Raw genomic sequence first — 22270 nt, 5'->3', positions numbered from 1 at the left:
TTATGTTTGGAAGAAAAAGTCGAAATGCACAGGGGATGGAAGGAAAATGGGAAAAAGGTCTGTGGTATTTATGTTTATGCTGATCATAACAATGGGATGTTCATCGTTCACAAATACGAATGTAACAGAACATAAAGTTAAGGAAATTAACGAGGCTCCAGAACAAAGGAATGTTCCTACAGAGGAAAAAAATAAAAATCCAGACAGTGAAAACATAGAGAAAGACCCAAGAAAACAGGAGCTGGAGGATCTCGCATTAGAAGTAAATGCACAAGTCTATAGCGATTCGTCGCAATTTTCAGAGTATGTAGCAGGGGTCAAAACTCGCTTAAAAACAGAGGAGAAGGTGATTGCCCTTACGTTGGATGCATGTGGTGGTGAAAATGGAAGCGGATATGATGAAGACCTAATTTCTTTTCTAGTAGAAAACAAAATAAAAGCAGATCTCTTTGTCAATGCGAGGTGGATTGATGAACAATATGAGGCATTTGTAGAACTTGCAGCAAATCCACTTTTCACGATTCAAAACCATGGGACTGAACATAAGCCGCTTTCGGTTACTCCAAGAAGTGCTTGGGGAATTTCTAGTACTTCTTCCCAAGATGAAATAGTGGCAGAGATAATGGAAAACCAAATAAAAATATTTGAGATAACAGGAGAGATACCACAATATTTTCGCTCGGGTACCGCATTTTATGATGATACAGCTGTTCAAATTGCGGAAGACTTAGGTGTACAAGTGGTCAACTTTGATGTCATAGGTGATGGTGGCGCAACTTTTACGAAGGAGGAAGTATCGCAGGAAATGTTAAAAGCAAATCCAGGCTCCATCATCATTTTGCATATGAATCAACCTCAAAGTGATACAGCAGAAGGAGTAAAAGATGCTGTAATGGCCTTATTGGAACAAGGTTTTAGCTTTGTTCATTTACATGAGTATGATTTAGAGTAGATTACAGTTTTGTAACAAATGATGGGAAATCACATAATGATGGAGCTTAGGGTCACGATAAGAGTGGGAGGTTGGTATCGTGGCTTGTATGTTTCATGTAGTATTTTCTATTGTGTTGCTTTTTAATGTTTCGGCGTGTCAATCGAAAACTAAAGTGGAGAACGCCAATTCCATCATGAATGAAAAAATCATCCAGCAGGAGATAGTGGATGTCATTATAGATCCGGACAATGATATCAGGGAACCGCTTCGTTCATTGACCCTTCAAGGTTTCACACGATACAATTTAATATTTATCGGCAACCTTGGTAACTCCAAGATGAAATTTTATATACCAGAATTTAAAAGTCGGGGATTCCGCTTCTACAGAAGAGGACTGGGACTGGATCTAAACGGTGATTTGGATATATAGGTATCAAATATAAGGTATAAAACATTTTTTAATGGCTAATCGCCGCTGTTCCTTTCCGCAAATGGCTTCGCTTTCCTAGGGGCTGACGAGAGCCTCCTCGGCTACGACTGCGGGGTCTCCACCTAGCGCTATCTATCCCTCAGGAGTCTTCGCCATTTGCTCCATTCCACAGCTGAAAATCACTTGAAAAGAAAAGGGTTTTTTTCAAACTCAATTTAGACCGGACTTTTTATCTTTTCAGGTGATTGAGATTCCCTAGTTGATTGGAGTGGAAGGCGCGCAGACGCCCGCGGGAGGAAGGGACAGGGGAGACCCCGCAGGCGCAAGCCGAGGAGGCTCCCGGACGGACCGCCCGCAGGCAAGCGAAGTGCCTGGAACGGAAATAAACAGTTTTTCATACTTTCTTATCAAAAAAAAAAAGACTGCCCGATTTGGACAGTCTTTACTATATTATTTTCCGTTTACTTCGATTTCATTATTCGTAACATCCACATGTATCTTCTCAAGAGTATCTCCATCCAACAGTAAGTCAGTAATTGGATCTTCCACATGTTCTTGGATAACGCGGCGCAATGGTCTTGCACCGTAAGCAGGATTGTACCCAAGCTCAATCAGTCTTTCCTTTGCAGCATCTGAAATTGTTAGTTCACACTGACGTTCTTGTCTCAACATCTCAGTCAATTCACCGAGCATAATATCGACAATGGATAATAAGTGTTCTTTTTGCAGTTGTGAAAACTCGATGATGCCATCAAAACGGTTTAGGAACTCCGGTTTGAAATAGTTAGATAAGCCTTCGATAACGGAACTCGTTCCAGGAGACTCCTGCTTTTCAAAGCCAACGGTTATTTTCTTATCCGTTACTCCTGCATTACTTGTCATAATGATAACTGTATCCTTAAAGCTTACCGTTCTTCCTTGACTGTCGGTTAAACGGCCATCTTCCATTACCTGCAAGAACAGGTGCAGAACGTCGGGATGAGCTTTTTCCATTTCATCAAGCAAAATGATGCTGTAAGGATTGCGGCGAACTTTTTCTGTCAGCTGTCCTGCTTCCTCGTGACCAACATAGCCGGGAGGGGAGCCAATGAGTTTGGAAACAGCATGCTTCTCCATGTACTCACTCATATCAAAGCGAATATAGGAATTTTTCGTTCCAAAGAGCTCTTCGGCCAGTGACTTAGTCAATTCTGTTTTCCCTACACCTGTAGGTCCTACGAATAAGAAGGTCCCGATTGGACGTTCTTTCCTTTTTAAGCCAGCACGGCTTCTGCGGATGGCTTTGGTTATCTTATTAACTGCTTGTTCTTGTCCTATTACTTTTTTGTTGAGGTTTGTTGCAAGGTTTTTTAATTTTACTTGTTCATCAACTTGCAATTTACCTATTGGGATCCCTGACATTTCTTCCATGATGAGTTGGATATCTTCTAGGGTTACTTTACCGCGCTCAGATTCTACATCATTGTTAGAGTTTCTTTTTTCTTCTAACTTTTCTTCTTCATCCCGTAATTTGGCTGCAGTTTCGTAATCTTCTTTAGATAACGCGGCCTTTTTTTCTTTTTCGATTTTACTTAGACGAGCATCAATTTGTTCCAAATCAATCGTATTTAGAGTCAGATTTTTTCTTGAACCTGCTTCATCTAAAAGATCTATCGCTTTGTCTGGTAAGAAACGGTCTTGAATATAACGATGTGATAACTCTACACACGCTTTAATGGCATCTTCAGTATAGGAAACCTGATGGTAATCTTCATATTTTGACTGAATGCCTTTGATTATTTTTAATGCCTCTTCTGTAGACGGTTCTTTCACAGTTACCGGTTGGAAGCGGCGTTCAAGTGCGGCATCTTTTTCAATTTGACGGTATTCTTTTAAAGTCGTTGCCCCTACCAATTGAAGTTCACCCCTTGCCAATGCAGGTTTTAGGATGTTTCCTGCATCCATAGAGCCATCAGCTGAGCCTGCGCCTACAATTAGGTGTAGTTCATCCACAAATAAAATGACATTCTTTTTATTTTGTAGTTCTGCAATCACTTGTTTAAGGCGTTCTTCAAATTGACCTCTAATTCCCGTGTTTGCAACAAGGGAAGCTACATCCAACAAGTAAATTTCCTTGTTTTTTAATTTTGAAGGAACGTCACCCTCTACAATTTTCAGGGCTAATCCTTCTACTATGGCAGTTTTACCTACACCTGGCTCTCCAATTAAGACAGGGTTATTTTTAGTTCTTCTATTCAGTATTTCAATAACACGTTTAATTTCTTTATCACGGCCAATGACAGGATCAATAAGACCTGTTTTGGCAATATTGGTTATATTTTTCCCTAGCTCATCAAGTATGCTTCCACCTTTGTTGCTTCCTGATGGTGGGTGTTGAGTTGCGCCGTTCCATCCGTCTTTCTCATTGGACGAGCCGCTCATAAAAGGCAAGTCAGAGAAAAAATCATGTGGGGTTGGAGATTTCAATTGTGCTCTTACTTCTTCAAAGCAGGAAGAGCATAAGACTAGTTGTGCTTGCTCGTTTTTAGAGCGAAATTTAAATTGAATGGTTGCGTTATTCACTTCACACTTTTGACATTTCATCTACATGCTACCTCCTCATATTGTTGTGCAATGCTACCATCATTCTGATAGGTAAGCATTTCACCTTGGATAAAAGTTTGACTTATTTTGACCTTTAAAGGTTGTATGGTTATTATACTTTGACCTTTTTTGACTTTCAAGTAGTTTGCTTTTAGGAAATTAGTGGAAGAGTGAGTTGTGTTTAAAATTTCAGAATATTTTATTGACTTTAGTGGTTTACAGGTGCTATGATTGCAAAAAGTTTTAGTAATAATTATGTCTCCTTAGAATAACGTAGATTATAAACTATTATGTTTTAACGTATTAACCAACTAAATAACTCTTATCCAGAGTGACTGAGGGATCAGGCCCGATGAAGTCCGGCAACCTTCAAGAATTAAATTTCTTGAGTTGGTGCTAATTCCTGCAGGCGAAGTAGCCTGAGAGATAAGAGGAGGAATTATAACCTCTTCTTAGGAAGGGGTTTTTATTTTGTTAAAAATAGAATATTGGAGGAATGTAGGATGACAAAACCAAACTATGATGTGGAAACTGTATTATTGCACGGAGGACAAACGCCCGATCCGACGACAGGTTCACGGGCAGTACCTATTTATCAAACAACTTCCTATGTTTTCGACAACACGGACCATGCTCAAAATCTATTCGCGTTAAATGAATTTGGCAATATATACACAAGAATCATGAATCCAACGGTAGATGTACTTGAAAAAAGGCTTGCTCTCCTAGAAGGAGGGGCAGCAGCTGTTGCTACTAGCTCTGGGATGTCAGCCATTGCCTTTGCGATTTTGAACATTGCCCATGCTGGAGATGAAATTGTAGCTGCAGAAAATTTATATGGCGGAACCTATAATCTCTTTGCTGTAACACTTCCTAAGTACGGTATTAAGGTAAAGTTTGTAGATGCAACAGATCCGGAGAATTTCCGAAATGCCATTACACCGAAAACGAAGGGGATATTTGGAGAGATTATTGGAAATCCAAGCTTGCGTGTACTGGATGTGGAAGCAGTAGCAAAGGTAGCCCATGATAACTCTATACCACTAATCATTGACAATACTTTTGCTTCCCCTTACCTTTGCAACCCTATCAAGTGGGGAGCAGATATTGTTGTTCACTCTGCAACTAAATGGATTGGGGGCCATGGAACAACCATTGGCGGAATAGTAGTGGATGGCGGTAATTTTAACTGGGACCATCCAAACTTCCCTGGATTCACGGAGCCGGATGAAAGTTATAACGGAATTAAGTATGCACAAACTTTTGGGAATCTTGCATTCGCAGTGAAGCTAAGAGTTCAACTTTTAAGAGATTTTGGAGCATGCTTAAGTCCTCAAAATGCTTTTTTACTTTTACAGGGGCTTGAAACCTTACATTTACGAGTAGAAAAGCATAATGAGAATGCGTTGGAATTAGCGAAATACTTACAGGATCACCCTGCAGTAGAGTGGGTTTCTTATCCTGGACTACCAAATCATCCAGCGCATTCACTTGCCAGAAAGTATTTGGGTAAGGGAAATGGTTCCATTGTAAACTTTGGAATTAAAGGCGGAAGGGATGCAGGGAGAAAGGCTATTGATAGCATTAATCTTTGGTCTCATGTGGCAAATGTCGGAGATGCCAAATCTTTAATCATTCACCCAGCTTCCACAACACATCAACAGCTAACAGGTGACGACTTAATTAAATCGGGAGTTACAGAAGATCTAATTCGATTATCTGTTGGAATTGAGTCGCTAAAGGATTTGCAAAATGATTTAGATCAAGCACTATTTGTAGCTACCGGAAAGTCCAAACATGCTGCAGTCAGTCAAAACATATAGAAATGAGTGGGATTTGTGAGCTGTCAAACGGAACATACCAAAAAGGTATCGATCGGAACGCTGCTTTTAGAAAATGGGAAAAAGCTATCTAATGTGGAGATAGCATATGAGAGGGTAGGAAATCCAGATGGTGAGGTAATTGTTGTTTGCCATGCTTTATCCGGAAACCAAGGTACTGTAGGGACTCAAAATTACCCTGGTTGGTGGAGTGAGTTTATTGGTCCTGATCTATATGTTGACACGAACAGGTACCAAGTAATAACGATGAATGTTCTTGGCGGTTGTGGTGGCAGTACAGGGCCAAAGAGCATAAACCCTGAAACGAAAAGGAAGTACGGCTCTTCCTTTCCTGCCGTAACGATTAGGGACATGGTGCATTCACAGCATCAAGCTTTGCAATACTTAGGCATTAATCGTGTAAAGGCGATTTTGGGAGGATCCCTTGGTGGAATGCAGGTGCTTGAATGGGGGCTTTTGTATCCTCAATTCTCAGAAATACTCATTCCAATGGCAGTGACACCATATTTTACAGACTATGCTCTAGCATACAATTCAATTGGCAGGCATGCGATAAAATCAGATCCTCTGTGGGATAACGGAAACTACTCGGAAGGTACTATCATTAAAGGGATGGAGATAGCAAGAATGGTAGGGTTGGTTACCTACCGATCAGAAAGCTTATTTAATGAACGGTTTAACAGGGAAAAGAAAGATGGAGTGGGTATAGAATATCAGGTTGACTCCTATTTAAAATATCAGGGGCAGAAATTTTCTAATCGTTTTGATGCAAACAGCTATCTAATTCTACTTCAGGCAATGGATCAATATGATCTCGGGTTTAAAAGAGGAGGGTGGCAAAAGGCGCTAGAGAAAGTGGAGGCAAAAGTTTATATGCTCAGTTTTTCTGGCGATCTTCTTTACCCACCATTTTTAGCAGAAGCATTCGTCGAGGAATTAAAGAAACGAAATAAAAATGCGGCCTATATCCATGTGGAAACAAGATTCGGGCATGACGGATTTCTTGTTGAATTCGAAAAATGGGGACATCATGTCAAAAACGAATTAGAAAGAAAGGAAGTGACAGAATGTCTCACTTAAATATTGCGATACTAGGATTCGGCACAGTAGGCAAAGGGGTTCATCATTCCATTAAATCTCACCAAACTAGGTTAGAACAGGTATTGGGGAAAAGTGTGAGAGTAGTTGCCATCCTTGTGAAGAATATAGAAAAACATGAACAATCCCGTGAGGATGGAGTTCTCCTTACGACAAACTACGAAGAAATTATAAATATTGGAAAACTGGATGTTATAGTAGATGCCATTGTTGGCTGTGAGCCCGGACGCACCTATTTAACTCAAGCTTTGGAAAAAGGTATTCACGTGGTGACCGCGAATAAGGAAATGTTTGCTCATCATGCCGAGGAGCTTCTTGCCTTGGCCAAAAAGAATAATGTTACGGTAGGGTTTGAGGCAACGGTAGCGGGTGGTATTCCAGTTATTCAGACTTTGAAGCAACTTCTGCAAGTGAATCGAATTCAAAAAGTGGAAGGAATATTAAATGGAACGTCTAACTTTATCTTATCCAGCATGAGAAAAGATGGCCATTCTTTTGAAGCAACGTTACTGGCAGCACAAGAAAAGGGATATGCAGAAGCTGATCCTTCCAATGATATTAAGGGGTATGATGCATTTTATAAAGCGGTGGTTTTGAGTCAGTTGATCTATGGTGAAAAACCTGATGAGCAGTCAACCATCCGAAAAGGTATTACAGAAATTACTGCAGATTATGTGGAAAGTGCTGATGAGCTCGGATTGCGCTTTCGGCATATTGTCACATTATTTAAAGGGGGAACAGGGATTCAGTGTAAGGTGGAGCCGGTGTTGATTTCTACCGACCACCCATTTTATCAAGTCGAGGGGGTGCAAAACGCAGTTTCCATCGAGACTGATCTTGTTGGAAATGTTCAGCTGCAAGGACCAGGAGCAGGTATGTATCCTACAGCAAGTGCTATCTTGGAAGACATCATCCAGATTAGCCGTCCTGTTTATTCAGAACCAGCTTACCTGGAGAATGACGAAACTGATGCGGATTCATCTAAATGGGTGCTTTTTAGTAAGAATGGTGAAATAGAGATTCCTTTTGACATCAAAGTTTTAGCTCGTCTATCTACTAAAGTGGCTGTCGTGGAAACCGAAGAAGTGGAAAGGATTCTTTTAAATAATCCATTTCTTGCGATCTTTGAACTTAAAGGTAATTATCAACATAGAGTGGAAAAAGTAAACGTATAATCTAGGAGCTCGTACAATTCTCTCTTCTTTCTTGCCAGCTTGTCTCATATATATGTGACAAGCTGGTTTTATTTTGGTGGTATGTATATGGGAGAAGAGGGTGTGGCAATCGTGAAACGCAGCTGGCTTAGTGCTTGTCAGATAGGGGCAGTGTATGTAGGCACCATTGTAGGTGCGGGTTTTGCTACAGGTAAAGAAATTGTTCAGTTTTTTACGCAATATGGGTGGATAGGATTTATTACGATACTGATGAGTGGCTTTTTGTTTATTTGGCTTGGCACGAAAATGATGCTCATTTCCAAAAGAATCAAAGCAAATTCTTATAAAGAGTTTAATGAATATTTATTTGGTATGTCTGCGGGGACGGTAGTCAATCTCTTTATGTTGGTCATTTTGATTTGTGTGGGGGCCGTGATGCTATCTGGATCAGGTGCTGTATTTGAGGAACAACTCGGCTGGTCCTTTCAGCTTGGGTTGCTCATTACGGTTGTGCTCTCAGTAGGTGTTGTCCTTTTTGGTGTAAAAGGGTTGGTTGGGGTAAATGTTATTGTAGTTCCTGTGATGATTATTTTCAGTTTTATTATTGCAGGAAATTCGATTGCCGAGAATGGGTTATCTTTTTTAAGTCTTGCTCCTGTACAGAATAGTTTAAAGGGATGGTTGGCACCTTTTATGTATGTGTCATTCAATCTTGCAATGGCACAGCCGGTTCTTGTCCCGTTGGCAACGGAAGCGAAGGATGATTGGATAATTAAGCGTGGCGGGTTCATTGGTGGATTGGTTTTATGTTTTATTTTATTAACCTGTCATATATCAATTGCTTCTCTTCCTAATTTCCATACGTTTGAAATACCGATGGCAGAAGTCGTGAAGTTGAGTATGCTTTCGTTTTTTGGTATTTATGTTTTCGTGATTTATGGAGAGATCTTTACTTCGGTTGTGAGTGATATTTTTGGATTGCAACGACAGTTGGAAAGTATGTTGAGGGTGTCGAGGTATGTGGTGACGATTGTGTTGGTGAGCATTATTTATATGATTAGTCAGATTGGGTACGGGAGTTTAATTGAGCATTTGTATCCGTTTTTTGGGTATGTGAGTATGGCGTTTTTGGTGTTGTTGGTGGTGAGGAAGTGAGGGGGGTATGGGTAAACTCCCTGTTGATTTCCGCAAATGGCTTCGCTTTCCGGGGGCGACCTTGAGCCTCCTCACAACGCTTCAGGGGTCTCAACATTGCCGCTACTCCCCCGCAGGAGTCTACGCCATTTGCTCCAATCAACAGGGTGAAACGGTCTCTTCACTATTCATCTTACTAACTCCCTGTCTCCTTGCGTTCCAGGTGTGCGCTTTCCGCGGGACGGTGCTTGAGCCTCCTCGGCTTCGCCTGTGGGGTCTCAAGCTACCGTTATCCCCTGCAGGAATCTCACACCTTGCACTTCAGTCAACAGGGTGGATAGTAATCTTCAACGTATATCTCCCTAGTCTCTTTCCAATAAAACATGGGATCTTATCGTACAAATGAAGCAACGATTGCAACGAGTGGGATGGCAGTCATTAGGACATTACCTAAAAACTTCCAATTGGGGTATCAAAAGTTAAGTGGGAAAATGATGAGTAACCATATATCAAATACAAGATGGGAGATGATGACAAGAGCAAGAGAGTTTTTCCATACATATAATGCTCCCCATACAACACCTGCCGTCGCTGCGGCGGCAACCAACATCGGATTACCTGTCCAAATGTGAGCTAAGGCGTACAGACATGCCCCTGCTACAACCCCAAATAACTCGCCGTATCTTTCTACTAACTTGGATTGAAGATACCATCTCCAGAAAATTTCCTCTCCTGGAATAATGATAAGAACCAATGCTAAGTAATGCCACCAACTACTTGGCCCTACAATTAGATATAATTCTTCTACAAAAATTATGAGCGGTAAGGGAAGTGCTTTTAGAATGAAATAGGTGACTAAAAATATTGCATATAATATGGATCCTGTTAAGATACCATAGGAGATGTCAGGAAAGTTAAAAAATCGCACAAAAGGGCGTTCAAATTTCTTTTCATTCATGCTAATTACAATAAGGATGAATAACGAAACAGGAAAGAGCGTCCAAAAATAATTAGTTAGCAGAAAGCTACTAGCAAGTAAAAAGTTTGCTAATACCAAAAACATATAAGTCTTTTTCATCATAATTTTCTCCTAGTTTTGGGGTTGCCCTTATTTTAACAGGAAAGCTCAATCAAAGAAACGAACATACTATTGGGGTAAATACTTAATAAATGTAAGGAGATGGAAAGATGACTCAATCAAAAAGCCAGCAGGAAAGACAAAGAAAAGTGAGAAAGCAGTCGCAAAATGAACATGGAAAAGTAAAGAGTTTTGAACAGCTTGCAGATGAAGCGGGAAAAAATAAATAATTCACAACCAATGGTCATTCCGAATCTTGGGATGACCTCTTTTTTACGTGAGCTCAGTGTATATTGAGGGAGGTATAAATGCATACTATTGGAAGATATTACAGAAATGAGGCTTAGAGTATGGGGTATCAACATGATAAAAAGAGGTATGTTGGGATCTTTAGCCCATATACTACAAGTCTTATACATTATCGCAAACCTCTTGTTGTGGCATGGTGGGGGGCTGCATTTCCAGGATTCGGGCATTTTATGTTATCGAAATACCTGACAGCTTTCATATTAATTACTTGGGAAGTAGTAATAAATACATTATCACACTTAAATGAAGCAATCTTCTTTTCCATGACAGGACGATTTGAAGAGGCGATTGCGGTATTGGATCTACATTGGATCATATTATATATCTGCATGTATGTGTTCTCGATATGGGACAGTTACCGTCTTACTATCGAATTGAATAAGCATTATACCTTAGCATACCATGAAGACTTTCCACTAATGATTAATAATACATCTTATATAGAAATAAATGTTCTTGACAAAAAGAATCCTTTGCTTGCAATTATTTGGTCTTTATTAACTCCTGGGTTAGGTAATCTCTATGTAACAAGAATCTTGTCAGTTATCTTCTTCTTAACATGGTGGGTAATTATTACATATGAAGCAAATGTCTTTCCAGCCATTCACATGACATTGGTTGGCAATTTCCAAGGGGCTACGGATATTTTGGTGCCGCAATGGCTTTTATTTGTCCCTTCTATTTATTGTTTTGCAGTGTATGATTCCTATGTGAGTGCAGTGGAACTCAATAAATTTATTGATAAGTATTTATCTAGAGAATTGAAAGATAAATACCAGGATATTCAGTTTAAAATGCCGATATAGAAAAGAGCTGGAAAGTAATGTACATTTTCGCCACATTTAAATACAACATGGAAATGGAACTTACATTACGTGAATTAGAAGAGCTTGGCCTAACGAAAGAGCAAATCTTAGTAGTACCACTGGATAAGATTAAATACCAAACAAAAGCGATTGACTCCATGCATCGATCTGATGGGAGAAGTCTAGTCGACTTAGCTGCTATTTTCGGTATCATTTTTATGCTGTTGGGAGTCATTTACGGATACATCTTTTACTTGGGTCCAATTCTCTGGGGGCTTTTTGGGCTAGTGTTTGGAGGTATCTTCGGTTTTTTGATTGATTATTATTTTACTAAAAAAAGCGAGAAATCATTTAGTAAACGTGGATCAGATGCTGATATGGTGCTCATGATTCAATGCCCTAAAGAAAAGCAGGAAAAAGTGGAGGATGTCCTGTGGAACAACATGGTCCTGGGTGTGGGGATATTAAATAGGTGATACATTTAATAATAAAAGGGCTTTTCCTGATAATAGGAAAGGCCCTTTATTTCAACTTCAATCTTTCAATATCTTTACCGTATCCAAGTGAATAACATAAATCCTTAATGTTTGTATTTAATCTCTCTCTTTCCAGCTGGAGATACTTTTCTTCCTTTATTGATTCAATAGTATGTAATGTATACTTCCAAATAGCTTCTTTTCGGAAAGGGGGAGAGTGATCGGAAATCAACTTCAAAACATCAAGTACAGAATGGATAACATCAAAATCCATTTTTCCATAACGGATAATGGGAGAAAAAGCGATATCAAGATAACTAAAAAAATCGGGAGTTTTCACAATTACCCGCAAGTTCCTATTGGTATCATTGAAAAATGGTTTAATGCCTTTCATGGAAGTAAGTTTAGATAGAAGAGTGCCTAATTGTTCAATACAATGCACTGCTGTGCTTGGATCATTTATCCCTGGTGAAAGTGCCCTTACTCCAATTTCTGTTACCTTCCTAATTCCAAATTCTACATCTTCAAGAGGTGCTCTTGCTATGGAAACAGTAATCAACGATCGAAAGGATTCTTTTTCGATTTTTTCACCTGAACCCCAAATGGAAAGCATAGGTGTATGCTCATTTATATAATCACCTTGTTGTCTCTCCACACGAACAATGCAATCCGTTTCATATGCAATTTTTACTAGTGCGTCTATATCAATATATTGTACATAGCCAGGTTTGTCCGACATGATGGTTATAGGTTCTTTGGTGGTGATTTCTTTACTCTCCCAATCATCCCAAGGAGCATCGTGGGTGGAGTTGTCACTATCATTAAACAACTCTTCCATACATTCCAATGTTTCTACGGTTATGTTGTGTAATAAATTGCTTACTTGAATCCATGTTGTTACATGCTGAATGAAAAAAACGAATACTATAAGACAAAGAATGGCTATAGCGACAGCAAAGAAAGGGACAAGAAAAAGCTGTTCCTCTTTCGTTTCTTTAAGAAATAACAGCAGAATAATGGAATAGATAAAACCTGCTGTAAAGATACCAAGGACTCTTTGTGTAGCATGGTCCGTTATGAAATTTTGCAAGGCTCTTGGAGAAAACTGCGACAGGTAAGTGGTCAACACAACAAGGATGGTCGAAAATGTAATGGTTGTCATCGTTAAGAGAGAAGAAGCAATCGAGCTTAATATTGTTTGTGCAAGATCAATGTCTGATAAGAAGATGGAGGGAATTAGGGTCTCGACTTTCCGTGACATAATATAATGATCTAAGAGAAGCGTTCCTATTGCTAAAAGAAGTGCCACCCCTCCATAAAAAACGGGCAGAAACCAAAAATTGGTCCTTAAACGCAACATATTCACAGACCGTGCCATTCCTTCACTCCTTTTATTTTATAAACTGGAATAAATACAAATTCTTCGCATAAGAAAAAGTAGAATATTTTCTCTTAATATGTTATAGTAACAAAGTTAAATTGAATAAAGTCTTACGCCCATACTGGCGTCAGGAGAGGTTCTAGCTAATACCCTCTATAAAAAACTAAGGACAGATACCAAACTATATTCCTTAGGATATAGTTTTTTTATTTTTTCTGATGTTATGCGCTAGCCTCCATTATTTTTGGTTAGCGTTTTTTGTATGACTATAGATTGATATGATTAAAGGAGTGTAGACACGATGAAGCAACAGGAAAAAGCGATGGTCGTGTTCAGTGGCGGGCAGGACAGCACTACTTGCCTGTTTTGGGCAATGAAGGAATTTGATGAAGTGGAAGCAGTCACGTTCCATTACGGACAACGACATGAACTAGAAATTGATTGTGCGAAAAATATTGCAAAAGAACTGGGTGTAAAACACCGAATACTTGATATGTCCCTACTAGGACAATTAACACCAAATGCTCTTACAAGAGACGATATTGAAATTGAAGAAAAAGAAGGGGAACTTCCAAGTACCTTTGTAGACGGAAGAAACCTTTTATTCCTATCCTTTGCAGCAGTTGCAGCTAAACAGATAGGTGCCAGACATATAGTAACAGGAGTATGTGAAACAGACTTCAGCGGTTATCCTGACTGCCGTGATGTTTTCATCAAATCCATGAATGTGACGTTAAATCTTTCTATGGATTATCCGTTTGTCATTCACACTCCATTGATGTGGCTAAACAAGGAAGAAACATGGAAACTGGCAGACAATCTAAATTTCTTGGACTTTGTAAGGACAAAGACTTTGACTTGCTATAATGGCGTTATCGCGGACGGTTGTGGAGAGTGCCCTGCATGTAAACTAAGAAAACGTGGGTTGGATGACTATCTTGCTAAAAAAGATAAAGGAGTTGTGTCCTCATGATGCAACAAATCTATCCACAAATACAACATGATTATTGCTATGAGTTAAACAAAGATATGCAAATAGCAGCGGCACATTTTGTTCCGACAGATTCTGCAGGGAAATGCAAACAACTACATGGGCATACCTACTTCGTCAATGTAACAGTTGCAGGAGACGGACTGGATGATGCTGGTTTTCTTGTTAATTTTCAAGTGTTAAAAAAGCTTTTGCACGATAAATTTGATCATACCGTTCTTAATGACCATAAAGATGTCTTCAATGACCAGGACCCGAATTTTTTCCCGACAACGGAAGTGGTGGCAAGAGTCATGTGGGAAACGATAGAAAGTCATTTGGAGACTTTGCCATCCAAACCAACCTGTCTTCAAGTATATGTAAGAGAAACACCTACAAGTTATTGTATGTACCGACCGAAGAAGGGGAAAAAGCAATGAGCAGCCTGATACCAGTTTTAGAAATATTCGGCCCTACGATCCAAGGGGAAGGAATGGTCATTGGGCAGAAAACGATGTTCGTGCGGACTGCTGGGTGTGATTACCGCTGCTCTTGGTGTGATTCTGCCTTTACGTGGGACGGGAGTGCAAAGGACGATATTGTGATGATGTCTCCTGAAGAAATCTATAGTCAATTGTGTGAGATTGGTGGGAAAGCCTTTAATCACGTCACTATTTCTGGAGGGAATCCAGCTCTTCTAAAAAATATAGGGGATCTTGTAAAACTCCTCCATCAGAACGAGATAAAGGTGGCGCTTGAAACACAAGGAAGCAAGTGGCAGGATTGGCTAATGGAAATAGATGACTTAACCATCTCGCCTAAACCACCAAGCTCCGGAATGGACACCAACTTTTCGATACTGGGTGACCTACTTGAAAAAGTTAATATAAGTAGTGTATCTCTAAAAGTAGTGGTGTTTGATGAGGCCGATTTGGCTTATGCAAAAAAAGTTCACAAAGAGTATCCGGATGTAGCTTTTTATGTACAAGTTGGAAATGATGATACCATCACAGAGGATGATGAAAAATTAGTCAACAATTTGTTGGCTAAATATGAGTGGTTGATCGACCAAGTAATGAAAGATGATGAAATGAATAACGTTCGTGTTTTGCCACAACTGCACACGCTAGTATGGGGTAACAAACGAGGAGTTTAAGAAAAGGAGAGAGTGAAAATGTCAGGAAGAAAAGATTCAGAATTAGAAGGTGTAACATTGTTAGGGAATCAAGGGACCAATTACTTGTTCAACTATTCCCCGGATGTATTGGAAACCTTTGAAAACAAGCATCCTAACAGAGATTACTTTGTAAAATTCAATTGCCCGGAATTCACAAGCCTTTGTCCAAAAACAAATCAGCCGGATTTCGCAACCATTTATATCAGCTATATCCCTGGTGAATTAATGGTAGAAAGTAAATCATTAAAGTTGTACCTCTTCAGCTTCCGTAACCACGGAGATTTCCACGAGGATTGCATGAATATTATCATGAACGATTTGATTGAACTGATGGACCCTCGCTATATCGAAGTATGGGGCAAATTCACCCCGCGTGGTGGCATCAGCATCGATCCATACACTAACTACGGAAAACCGGGAACAAAATATGAGGAAATGGCACAATACCGCCTAATGAACCACGACTTATACCCAGAAAAAATCGATAACAGATAACTCACTAAAGAAAACACAGCTCCGGTTGTGTTTTCTTTTTTTTGAGGTAAGTATATATATAGTTGATTTTAGTTTTAGGGACTTAGCTTGCTTGCGGGCGGTCCGTGATGCGCCTCACTCCGGTGAGGGGCCAATGAAAAAGTCTTTGATTTTTGATGTTGTAAAAGACACCGCTGTTGATTTCCGCAAATGGCTTCGCTTTCCTAGGGGCCCTGCTGGAGCCTCCACAAAGTTACTTCATTCACCCAAGGTTAATGAAAGACCATCTAAAAGAGTTATCTGAAAAAGCATGAACGTTTCTTTATGTAATTTCTAGCTGTGAGTTGTAGCAAAAGGCGGAGACTCCAGCGGGGGAGTAACGGTAGATTGAGACCCCACAACGAAGTGAGGAGGCTCAAGCACCGTCCCGCGGAAAGCGAAGCCATTTTGCGGAAAGGAACAGCGGGCGATTAACAAACAACTAAAATTTTTAGATTTAAAAGAGTCAGAACTTATACTAAAACCTCTCCAAATTGAAAATAATAACAGTAAAATAGGAGGGGACAAACATGACAAACCATACAACAGAATGGTCCTGTGCAGAAACCAGCACACTGTGGACACTATATTTAAACAACTCCATGTCAGCATGCGTCTTAAGATACTTTCTCGAAACTGTAGAAGACCAGCAAATCCGAGAGATAATTGCAAAAGCATACGACATAGCATCTACAAATGAAAACGAACTAAAGGCTGTTTTCTGGAAAGGAAAGTATCCTCTTCCAATGGCGTTCTCCGAAAATGACATAAACCTTAAAGCACCGAGACTATTTTCAGACACGTTTCAACTTTCTTACGTACTCCAAATGGCCAAAATAGGGATGGTTACATACAGTGCAAGTTTAAGTGCGGTATCCAAAAAAGATATCAGAACACTTTATAACACTTTTCTTCAGCGAACGATTGAAATTTTCGACTTAACAACTGACCTTCTATTAGAAAAAGGTTTATATATAAAGAAGCCAATTACGGTTATCCCTGATAGAGCATATTTAGTGGAAGAAAAAAAATATTTTAGCGGCTTGAATCCTTTAATAAATAAACGGACATTAAATACTATTGAAGTCACGCATCTAAGTATGAATATTGAAACTAACCAGATAGGGATGCTTCTTTGTACTGCATTTTCCCAGACCGCTGTCAGCAGTGAAGTTCGTGAGTTTATGGTAAAGGCGAAGCAGCTGGCTCATTCTCATATAAAAGCTTTTGTAGATCTATTGCTGAAGGATGATATTCAAGCGCCTATGGCAGCCGACTATTCCGTAACTGCTTCTCACATTCCACCATTTTCAGATAAGTTGATGATGTTTCATACCAGCTTGATGGTTGCTGCCGGAATTGGAAATTATGCAACGGCATCCTCAGCAAGTCAAAGAACAGATCTTGCGTTGAAATATGAGAAGCTATCTTCAGAGTCAGCATTACTTGCAAAGTCTGGAGCTGACATTATGGTTAAAAACCGCTGGATGGAAAAACCACCTTCAACTGCTGACAGAGAGGAATTATCCCAAGAGCGTGAATAGTTGTAGGAAAGCGCTAATTCTGTTATAAAGTAAGTAACAAAGGTAGAGGAGAACCATATATGAACTCCAATAGAAGCGCTCTTTTAATTGGTGCAACCGGTTTGATAGGAACATATGTACAGAAAGAGATTTTGCAAAATTCTGATTACGGGAACCTTACCACGTTCGTAAGAAATCAAACGACTGAGACTCATTCTAAGTTAAATGAGGTGATAATCGACTTTGATAAAATGCCTGACTATAAGGAACTTTTTAAGGTCGATGATCTTTTCGTTTGTTTAGGAACAACTAAGAAAAAAGCAGGCACACAAGAAAACTTTCGAAAAGTGGACTTTGATTATGTAGTAGAAGCAGCCCGTCTTGCTAAAGAAAATGGGGTAACCAGAATTGCTGTAGTATCAGCTATTGGAGCCGATGAACATTCTAGATTTTTCTACAATCAGGTAAAAGGTGAGATGGAAAAAGCCGTTTCATCCATTGGGATTTCGTCTACCTATTTCTTTAGGCCTTCCTTACTTCTCGGCGATCGAGACGAGTTTAGACTAGGGGAAAGAATCGGGGAAGTTTTAGGAACTGTCATTCAGCCTGTATTGCGTGGGAAGTGGAAAAAATATCGTTCTGTTCATGGACAAACAGTTGCAAAGGCAATGTTAAGGTTTTTAAAAGATGGCAGAAACGGTGTTCATTTTGTGGAATCAGATCTTATTGCAAAAATAGGTGACCTTTGCCCCTAATTATATCTTAGTTGGCAAAGTTCGTTTTCATTTCAGCATAGCAGGGAATAAGAAATAAAAAATAGGAGTGTCCATTATGAGCCAAACGAAAGAGCTAAGGAGAATTCGTAAATCTGGCCATTTAACCATTCCCAAGTCAATAAGAGAACAACTTGATATTTCCGATGGCGATGTATTGATGATTATGGAGCAACCTTTAGGGTTACTCATGAAACCGATTAATGAAGAGCACATTTTTAATGAATCCATTGTTTCCAATAACGGAAAGGTTAACATTCCTATTGAGATTAGGCGCAACTTAAATATTAATGAAGAAACACATTTTTCTGTTCGCCTTGATAAAGAAAGATCAGCCGTCGTGTTGGAAATTTTAGAAGAGGAAACTGGCTAGCGTAAAAAGACTTCCCCTTGTATTTTGGGAAGTCTTTTTTGGCTTTATTCTATACGGATTTTACAATTTTATAGTTTTTATGATTAACCACGGTTCGTTGTTCCAATTCTAAATCACGATAATTGTTCATATAGGTTAGGTCGACTATGACGGAGTTTTCATTTACTTTCTCTACCACTCCTTGAAGACCTTCACGAAATTCTATGATGTTTCCCACTTCTGCTTTTTTCAACGATATCTCCCCCTAAATAGTGTTCACCGACAACAACTTACTCTGTCTGGCTTTTTATTTTTGTGAAATAGTGGATTTAAAAGTATTACATACAGTTTGCATTATTTTTGCAGAAACGTAAATAGTTTCATGCTATTTTTTCTAAATTTTCTTTTAATTTAATTAGTTTTACTTGGTGACCGTTAATTGATGAATAGCATATATAATAATAGGGCTACCTAATTGCCCCATTCATTTTATTCCTTATCCCCCATGGAATCCCTTCTTTAGAAGGGGTTTTTTTACTGATTATTTTCATATCAGATCAACAGTGATAAAATATATAGTAGTATGTTGGAAAGATGGAGTGATGATTGTGAACGATAATTTAGCAACAGAAATATTGGACAAGCTAAAAAATGGAGAGCTTCATGAATTTAGAATTCAAAAAGAGGATTTCATGATTTTTCGTAAAGTGCTGGTTGCCCGTGAAGACTTTAAACACTATAGAGGCATTGCCAAGCACAATGGTGAGGTAGTCTATCAATATATGCAAGAAGCAAGAAGCTAAAAAAGAAGCGGATCGGAGCCAGCTTTTTATTGGGCCACTGAGAAATTGATAACGTAAAGTTTTTAATGATTCCTAGCTGGTGATTGGAGCAAAAGGCGAAGACTCCTTAGGGAGATAGCGCTAGGTGGAGACCCCACAGGCGAAGCCGAGGAGGCTCCAGCAGCGCCCCTAGGAAAGCGAAGCCATTTGCGGAAATCAACAGCGGTGTCTAAACAACATCTAAATTCAAAGAGTTTTTCAGTGGCCCCCTTAATGAGTTTCTTATTGTTACTTTGAAATTTCCATCCGAAGCTTCTTCAGCGCCTCTGCCCGCCAAGACTTAACCGCACTTACCGTAACCCCTTCCTGTACAGCAACTTCCTCCAACTTCTTCCCTTTAATAATGCATTCAACGACCCACTTCTTCTGCTTTTCCGTTAAATAGCAAGTGTATTCCTCCAAATTACCCACTGATGGATTAAAAAAATCAGTTGAAGTTTCCGGCATCTCATCTACAAACATGTGTGTATTTTCCCACCGCACTTCTTTTTTTAAATGATTAAGCAATTTTCCCCTCATGGATGAATAAGCATAAGAAGTAAATGACCCCTTTGAGCAGTCTTTTGAACAAAAAGCTTCCCACAAAGCAATTGTTGCTTCATGAACGTATCGATCTTTATCCTTGTAAATATTCAAAGTATTAATAATATGGTGTATCATAGGAGTGTACTCATCTAATACACTTTCAAAAGGTGGTTTCATTAGGAGATCCTAACGAAAAGCTAGCTTTTCTTTATTCCCGGTACATCCACTATAGTGCACGGTTATTTGGTTGACATGTCAGGATATCAGGAATAAACTGTGTAGTAGCTATGGCATATGGCTTGTACAGTTATATGTTATGTTATGTATGGAGGTTACCTGTAAGAGCGTATCCACGATATTGTAAGAAAAGGGGTAATTGCCATGGAACATAAAAAAGAAGATAAACTAGCGAATCAATCCATGTATTTATGGAAAAATGACGCTGACCGGACAGTACAAGGATTTCTGTTGTACCCAGAAAATATTCCGGATATTCAATATATAAAGAAGTTATTACGTCATATGTATATGGCAAAGGAAGTTTTCAAGATGTCGATCTGGTTCGAAGGAGATGTCATCCAAATTACTGGTCGTATACAATCTTTCCGGTATAAAGCGAACAAACTTACAATCAAAGATGTGGATAAGAACATTTATCATATTCGTATTTTTGATGTGGTTGAGATTATTAGACGTCCACAAAAATAGTCAGCACTTCAGAGTCCAAATAGGGCTCTTTTTTTTTGCCTGATTATTTGCCCATTTAACAGTTGGTATATTACATAACTTTATAGGAAAAATAAGAGAAGAATTGTGACGACCAATACCCAAAGAGAGGGGGGAGTTCAATGAAAAACCTACTTAAAAAACTGTTTTCACCTAGAAGCGATCAAACATCTAGCAAGGTAGAAGACATGTCTGTAACACAATTATTATTACAAATGGAAAAGTCTGTAGATTTTTTGAGATTTACAAATCAGACCAATGACGGAAGTAGGAAAGTGTGGGTTAACTATTACTATACATTAGTAGATACTGATTTCCTGCATCGTGACATATTACATAGCATTTCCACTAGGCCGTGGAGCAATTTGCAAGATTTAAAAAATATTTTACCGATCGAAGTAGTGACCATTAGCTCCGACCCGAAGGAAGTAAGAGAAAAACTGTTATCAGGATTTATTTTTGTACAGATTGGGGAGAAGGACAAAAAAGGGTTGTTAGTGCGGTCTGAATTTGTACAGACACGTGCTGTTTCTCTTCCAGAAGTAGAGTTCAGCGTTATTGGACCAAAAGAATCCTTTGTGGAAAATATTGATTCTAATATAAACCTTATAAGAAGACGTTTAAGTACTCCGATGTTAACAGTAGAGCAAAAAATGTTAGGTACAATCTCAAGGACACGAGTATCTGTCATGTATTTGGATGGAATTGTAAATAAGGAAAATGTGCAGACTGTCACGCAACGACTTGAAGACGTAGAATTCGATCATATCAATGACAGTTCTTATATCACACAATTAATATCGGATAATGGTAACACGATCTTTCCGCTCCTTCTAGACACAGAGAGGCCAGACCGTATTGTGTCAGCATTGACTGAAGGAAAAGTAGTAATCATGGTGGACGGGTCTCCCCATGGACTCATTGGCCCGACTACTCTGGTTGAATTCTTCTCTTCCTTTGAAGATTATTATTTAAGTTATTGGCTTTCTTCATTTTTTCGTCTAATAAGACTGTTTGGTGTTGCTTTTTCCATCTTGGTAACCCCTGTCTATGTAGCAGTATTAAGTTATCACTATGAATTGATCCCAAAAGATCTACTTAGCACATTGATTTCTTCAAGACGTGAGGTTCCTTTGCCACCTATCCTAGAAGCGATTTTTCTTGAACTGACCATTGAATTACTGCGGGAAGCTGGAGCAAGACTTCCTACAAAGGTAGGTCAGACAATTGGTATCGTGGGTGGAATTGTAATTGGGACTGCGTCTGTTGAAGCTGGTTTGACGAGTAACGTCCTGTTAATTATCGTAGCACTTGCTGCGCTGGCATCTTTTACGACCCCAGTTTATAAAATGGGCAATACCATCCGACTCCTGAGGTTCCCATTCCTATTATTTGCTGAATTATGGGGATTGCTTGGCATTGTTTTTTGTTTCTGTATATTGGCGGCCCATCTGCTGAGATTGACTTCCCTGGGTAGGCCTTATTTGGAACCTATTTATCCACCTAGAGTTAAAGACATGAAGGATGCTTTGCTAAGACTGCCTTTCTCCATGCAAACAGAAAGACCTGGTCAATTGAGGACCAATAAACCGCAAAGAACGACCAAGACACAGACCAAGCCCAAAAAAGATATTGATGAATGATG

The 22270-nt window shown here is 39.3% G+C and carries 24 protein-coding genes and 2 riboswitches; of the genes, 19 read left to right on the top strand and 5 right to left on the bottom strand.

Going from position 1 to position 22270, the window contains the following annotated elements; translation table 11 throughout:
• Positions 1–46: 46 nt before the first annotated feature.
• Positions 47–952: a polysaccharide deacetylase family protein gene (locus FZC76_RS03460; RefSeq protein WP_148986865.1), complete on the top strand. Its 906-nt coding sequence runs from the start codon at positions 47–49 to the stop codon at positions 950–952.
• Between the two features lie 79 nt (positions 953–1031).
• Positions 1032–1364, top strand: coding sequence for a hypothetical protein (locus FZC76_RS03455; RefSeq protein WP_148986864.1), 333 nt, complete (start codon positions 1032–1034; stop codon positions 1362–1364).
• Between the two features lie 450 nt (positions 1365–1814).
• Here FZC76_RS03455 and FZC76_RS03450 read toward each other — a convergent pair whose 3' ends face one another.
• Entirely contained in the window at positions 1815–3947 is a 2133-nt protein-coding gene (locus FZC76_RS03450) for an ATP-dependent Clp protease ATP-binding subunit (RefSeq protein ID WP_148986863.1), read from the bottom strand.
• 319 nt (positions 3948–4266) lie between these two features.
• A riboswitch (SAM riboswitch) is annotated at positions 4267–4380 on the top strand.
• Between the two features lie 70 nt (positions 4381–4450).
• Here FZC76_RS03450 and FZC76_RS03445 point away from each other — a divergent pair.
• From FZC76_RS03445 to FZC76_RS03430, 4 genes are all read left to right on the top strand, one after another.
• Complete coding sequence (locus FZC76_RS03445; protein ID WP_148986862.1) at positions 4451–5770, top strand: O-acetylhomoserine aminocarboxypropyltransferase/cysteine synthase family protein; 1320 nt, start codon at positions 4451–4453, stop codon at positions 5768–5770.
• A gap of 15 nt (positions 5771–5785) precedes the next feature.
• Entirely contained in the window at positions 5786–6868 is a 1083-nt protein-coding gene (gene metX / locus FZC76_RS03440) for a homoserine O-acetyltransferase MetX (protein ID WP_148986861.1), read from the top strand.
• Positions 6856–8061, top strand: a complete 1206-nt coding sequence (locus FZC76_RS03435; RefSeq protein WP_148986860.1) for a homoserine dehydrogenase — start codon at positions 6856–6858, stop codon at positions 8059–8061. Before metX ends, FZC76_RS03435 begins: the two co-directional genes overlap by 13 nt.
• Before the next feature lie 81 nt (positions 8062–8142).
• Positions 8143–9195, top strand: a complete 1053-nt coding sequence (locus FZC76_RS03430) for a YkvI family membrane protein (protein ID WP_148986859.1) — start codon at positions 8143–8145, stop codon at positions 9193–9195.
• A 451-nt stretch (positions 9196–9646) separates the two neighbouring features.
• On the opposite strand, the gene FZC76_RS03425 is transcribed toward FZC76_RS03430, so the two are convergent.
• Entirely contained in the window at positions 9647–10255 is a 609-nt protein-coding gene (locus FZC76_RS03425) for a CPBP family intramembrane glutamic endopeptidase (protein WP_148986858.1), read from the bottom strand.
• A gap of 107 nt (positions 10256–10362) precedes the next feature.
• Between FZC76_RS03425 and FZC76_RS23340 the strand changes: the two genes are divergently transcribed.
• The 3 genes from FZC76_RS23340 (at position 10363) to FZC76_RS03415 (ending at position 11843) form a co-directional block, all read left to right on the top strand.
• Positions 10363–10482: a DUF6254 family protein gene (locus tag FZC76_RS23340; RefSeq protein WP_010193219.1), complete on the top strand. Its 120-nt coding sequence runs from the start codon at positions 10363–10365 to the stop codon at positions 10480–10482.
• A gap of 120 nt (positions 10483–10602) precedes the next feature.
• Complete coding sequence (locus FZC76_RS03420) at positions 10603–11367, top strand: hypothetical protein (RefSeq protein ID WP_148986857.1); 765 nt, start codon at positions 10603–10605, stop codon at positions 11365–11367.
• A 17-nt stretch (positions 11368–11384) separates the two neighbouring features.
• Entirely contained in the window at positions 11385–11843 is a 459-nt protein-coding gene (locus FZC76_RS03415; RefSeq protein WP_148986856.1) for a hypothetical protein, read from the top strand.
• A gap of 46 nt (positions 11844–11889) precedes the next feature.
• Here FZC76_RS03415 and FZC76_RS03410 read toward each other — a convergent pair whose 3' ends face one another.
• The gene (locus FZC76_RS03410) at positions 11890–13221 is read right to left on the bottom strand and encodes a DUF2254 domain-containing protein (protein ID WP_148986855.1); all 1332 of its coding nucleotides are present in this window, start codon (positions 13219–13221) and stop codon (positions 11890–11892) included.
• A gap of 130 nt (positions 13222–13351) precedes the next feature.
• Positions 13352–13397, top strand: a riboswitch (PreQ1 riboswitch).
• Positions 13398–13525: 128 nt separating this feature from the next.
• Here FZC76_RS03410 and queC point away from each other — a divergent pair.
• The 7 genes from queC to FZC76_RS03375 all read left to right on the top strand — a co-directional run bounded on the left by queC (position 13526) and on the right by FZC76_RS03375 (position 18553).
• Entirely contained in the window at positions 13526–14197 is a 672-nt protein-coding gene (gene queC / locus FZC76_RS03405) for a 7-cyano-7-deazaguanine synthase QueC (protein WP_148986854.1), read from the top strand.
• Positions 14194–14634: a 6-carboxytetrahydropterin synthase QueD gene (gene queD / locus FZC76_RS03400; RefSeq protein WP_148986853.1), complete on the top strand. Its 441-nt coding sequence runs from the start codon at positions 14194–14196 to the stop codon at positions 14632–14634. Before queC ends, queD begins: the two co-directional genes overlap by 4 nt.
• On the top strand, positions 14631–15350 hold the full coding sequence (queE, locus tag FZC76_RS03395; protein ID WP_148986852.1) for a 7-carboxy-7-deazaguanine synthase QueE: 720 nt from the start codon (positions 14631–14633) through the stop codon (positions 15348–15350). Before queD ends, queE begins: the two co-directional genes overlap by 4 nt.
• An 18-nt stretch (positions 15351–15368) precedes the next feature.
• Entirely contained in the window at positions 15369–15866 is a 498-nt protein-coding gene (gene queF, locus FZC76_RS03390) for a preQ(1) synthase (RefSeq protein ID WP_148986851.1), read from the top strand.
• A gap of 548 nt (positions 15867–16414) precedes the next feature.
• Positions 16415–17428 (top strand): DUF3231 family protein, encoded by a 1014-nt coding sequence (locus FZC76_RS03385; protein WP_148986850.1) that lies wholly within the window; start codon positions 16415–16417, stop codon positions 17426–17428.
• 59 nt (positions 17429–17487) lie between these two features.
• Positions 17488–18162, top strand: a complete 675-nt coding sequence (locus FZC76_RS03380) for an oxidoreductase (RefSeq protein WP_148986849.1) — start codon at positions 17488–17490, stop codon at positions 18160–18162.
• Positions 18163–18238: 76 nt separating this feature from the next.
• On the top strand, positions 18239–18553 hold the full coding sequence (locus FZC76_RS03375) for an AbrB/MazE/SpoVT family DNA-binding domain-containing protein (RefSeq protein ID WP_148986848.1): 315 nt from the start codon (positions 18239–18241) through the stop codon (positions 18551–18553).
• 49 nt (positions 18554–18602) lie between these two features.
• On the opposite strand, the gene FZC76_RS03370 is transcribed toward FZC76_RS03375, so the two are convergent.
• The gene (locus FZC76_RS03370; RefSeq protein WP_148986847.1) at positions 18603–18785 is read right to left on the bottom strand and encodes a YkvS family protein; all 183 of its coding nucleotides are present in this window, start codon (positions 18783–18785) and stop codon (positions 18603–18605) included.
• Positions 18786–19140: 355 nt separating this feature from the next.
• On the opposite strand from FZC76_RS03370, the gene FZC76_RS03365 reads away from it, so the two are divergent.
• Positions 19141–19335 (top strand): hypothetical protein, encoded by a 195-nt coding sequence (locus tag FZC76_RS03365; protein ID WP_187441940.1) that lies wholly within the window; start codon positions 19141–19143, stop codon positions 19333–19335.
• Between the two features lie 267 nt (positions 19336–19602).
• Here the strand turns inward: FZC76_RS03365 and FZC76_RS03360 are convergent, their stop codons facing one another.
• Positions 19603–20076: a sigma-70 family RNA polymerase sigma factor gene (locus FZC76_RS03360; protein ID WP_148986846.1), complete on the bottom strand. Its 474-nt coding sequence runs from the start codon at positions 20074–20076 to the stop codon at positions 19603–19605.
• Positions 20077–20280: 204 nt separating this feature from the next.
• On the opposite strand from FZC76_RS03360, the gene FZC76_RS03355 reads away from it, so the two are divergent.
• Together FZC76_RS03355 and FZC76_RS03350 are read left to right on the top strand one after the other, a co-directional pair.
• On the top strand, positions 20281–20607 hold the full coding sequence (locus tag FZC76_RS03355; protein WP_148986845.1) for a hypothetical protein: 327 nt from the start codon (positions 20281–20283) through the stop codon (positions 20605–20607).
• 140 nt (positions 20608–20747) lie between these two features.
• The gene (locus FZC76_RS03350; RefSeq protein ID WP_148986844.1) at positions 20748–22268 is read left to right on the top strand and encodes a spore germination protein; all 1521 of its coding nucleotides are present in this window, start codon (positions 20748–20750) and stop codon (positions 22266–22268) included.
• The last annotated feature ends 2 nt before the right edge of the window (positions 22269–22270 follow it).

The sequence above is a fragment of the Sutcliffiella horikoshii genome (genome assembly GCF_008180725.1).
GTDB lineage: Bacteria > Bacillota > Bacilli > Bacillales > Bacillaceae_I > Sutcliffiella_A > Sutcliffiella_A horikoshii_B.
The sequence above is the reverse complement of the archived record's forward strand: the minus strand, read 5'-3'. Positions and strand labels throughout refer to the sequence as shown.

Coding starts and splice junctions, on each gene's coding strand:
- FZC76_RS03460 (WP_148986865.1), top strand. CDS start 47: ATGGGAAAAAGGTCTGTGGTATTTATGTTTATGCTGATCATAACAATG.
- FZC76_RS03450 (WP_148986863.1), bottom strand. CDS start 3,947: ATGAAATGTCAAAAGTGTGAAGTGAATAACGCAACCATTCAATTTAAA.
- FZC76_RS03445 (WP_148986862.1), top strand. CDS start 4,451: ATGACAAAACCAAACTATGATGTGGAAACTGTATTATTGCACGGAGGA.
- FZC76_RS03435 (WP_148986860.1), top strand. CDS start 6,856: ATGTCTCACTTAAATATTGCGATACTAGGATTCGGCACAGTAGGCAAA.
- FZC76_RS03430 (WP_148986859.1), top strand. CDS start 8,143: ATGTATATGGGAGAAGAGGGTGTGGCAATCGTGAAACGCAGCTGGCTT.
- FZC76_RS03425 (WP_148986858.1), bottom strand. CDS start 10,255: ATGATGAAAAAGACTTATATGTTTTTGGTATTAGCAAACTTTTTACTT.
- FZC76_RS23340 (WP_010193219.1), top strand. CDS start 10,363: ATGACTCAATCAAAAAGCCAGCAGGAAAGACAAAGAAAAGTGAGAAAG.
- FZC76_RS03420 (WP_148986857.1), top strand. CDS start 10,603: ATGGGGTATCAACATGATAAAAAGAGGTATGTTGGGATCTTTAGCCCA.
- FZC76_RS03415 (WP_148986856.1), top strand. CDS start 11,385: ATGTACATTTTCGCCACATTTAAATACAACATGGAAATGGAACTTACA.
- FZC76_RS03410 (WP_148986855.1), bottom strand. CDS start 13,221: ATGGCACGGTCTGTGAATATGTTGCGTTTAAGGACCAATTTTTGGTTT.
- queC (WP_148986854.1), top strand. CDS start 13,526: ATGAAGCAACAGGAAAAAGCGATGGTCGTGTTCAGTGGCGGGCAGGAC.
- queD (WP_148986853.1), top strand. CDS start 14,194: ATGATGCAACAAATCTATCCACAAATACAACATGATTATTGCTATGAG.
- queE (WP_148986852.1), top strand. CDS start 14,631: ATGAGCAGCCTGATACCAGTTTTAGAAATATTCGGCCCTACGATCCAA.
- queF (WP_148986851.1), top strand. CDS start 15,369: ATGTCAGGAAGAAAAGATTCAGAATTAGAAGGTGTAACATTGTTAGGG.
- FZC76_RS03385 (WP_148986850.1), top strand. CDS start 16,415: ATGACAAACCATACAACAGAATGGTCCTGTGCAGAAACCAGCACACTG.
- FZC76_RS03380 (WP_148986849.1), top strand. CDS start 17,488: ATGAACTCCAATAGAAGCGCTCTTTTAATTGGTGCAACCGGTTTGATA.
- FZC76_RS03375 (WP_148986848.1), top strand. CDS start 18,239: ATGAGCCAAACGAAAGAGCTAAGGAGAATTCGTAAATCTGGCCATTTA.
- FZC76_RS03360 (WP_148986846.1), bottom strand. CDS start 20,076: ATGAAACCACCTTTTGAAAGTGTATTAGATGAGTACACTCCTATGATA.
- FZC76_RS03355 (WP_148986845.1), top strand. CDS start 20,281: ATGGAACATAAAAAAGAAGATAAACTAGCGAATCAATCCATGTATTTA.
- FZC76_RS03350 (WP_148986844.1), top strand. CDS start 20,748: ATGAAAAACCTACTTAAAAAACTGTTTTCACCTAGAAGCGATCAAACA.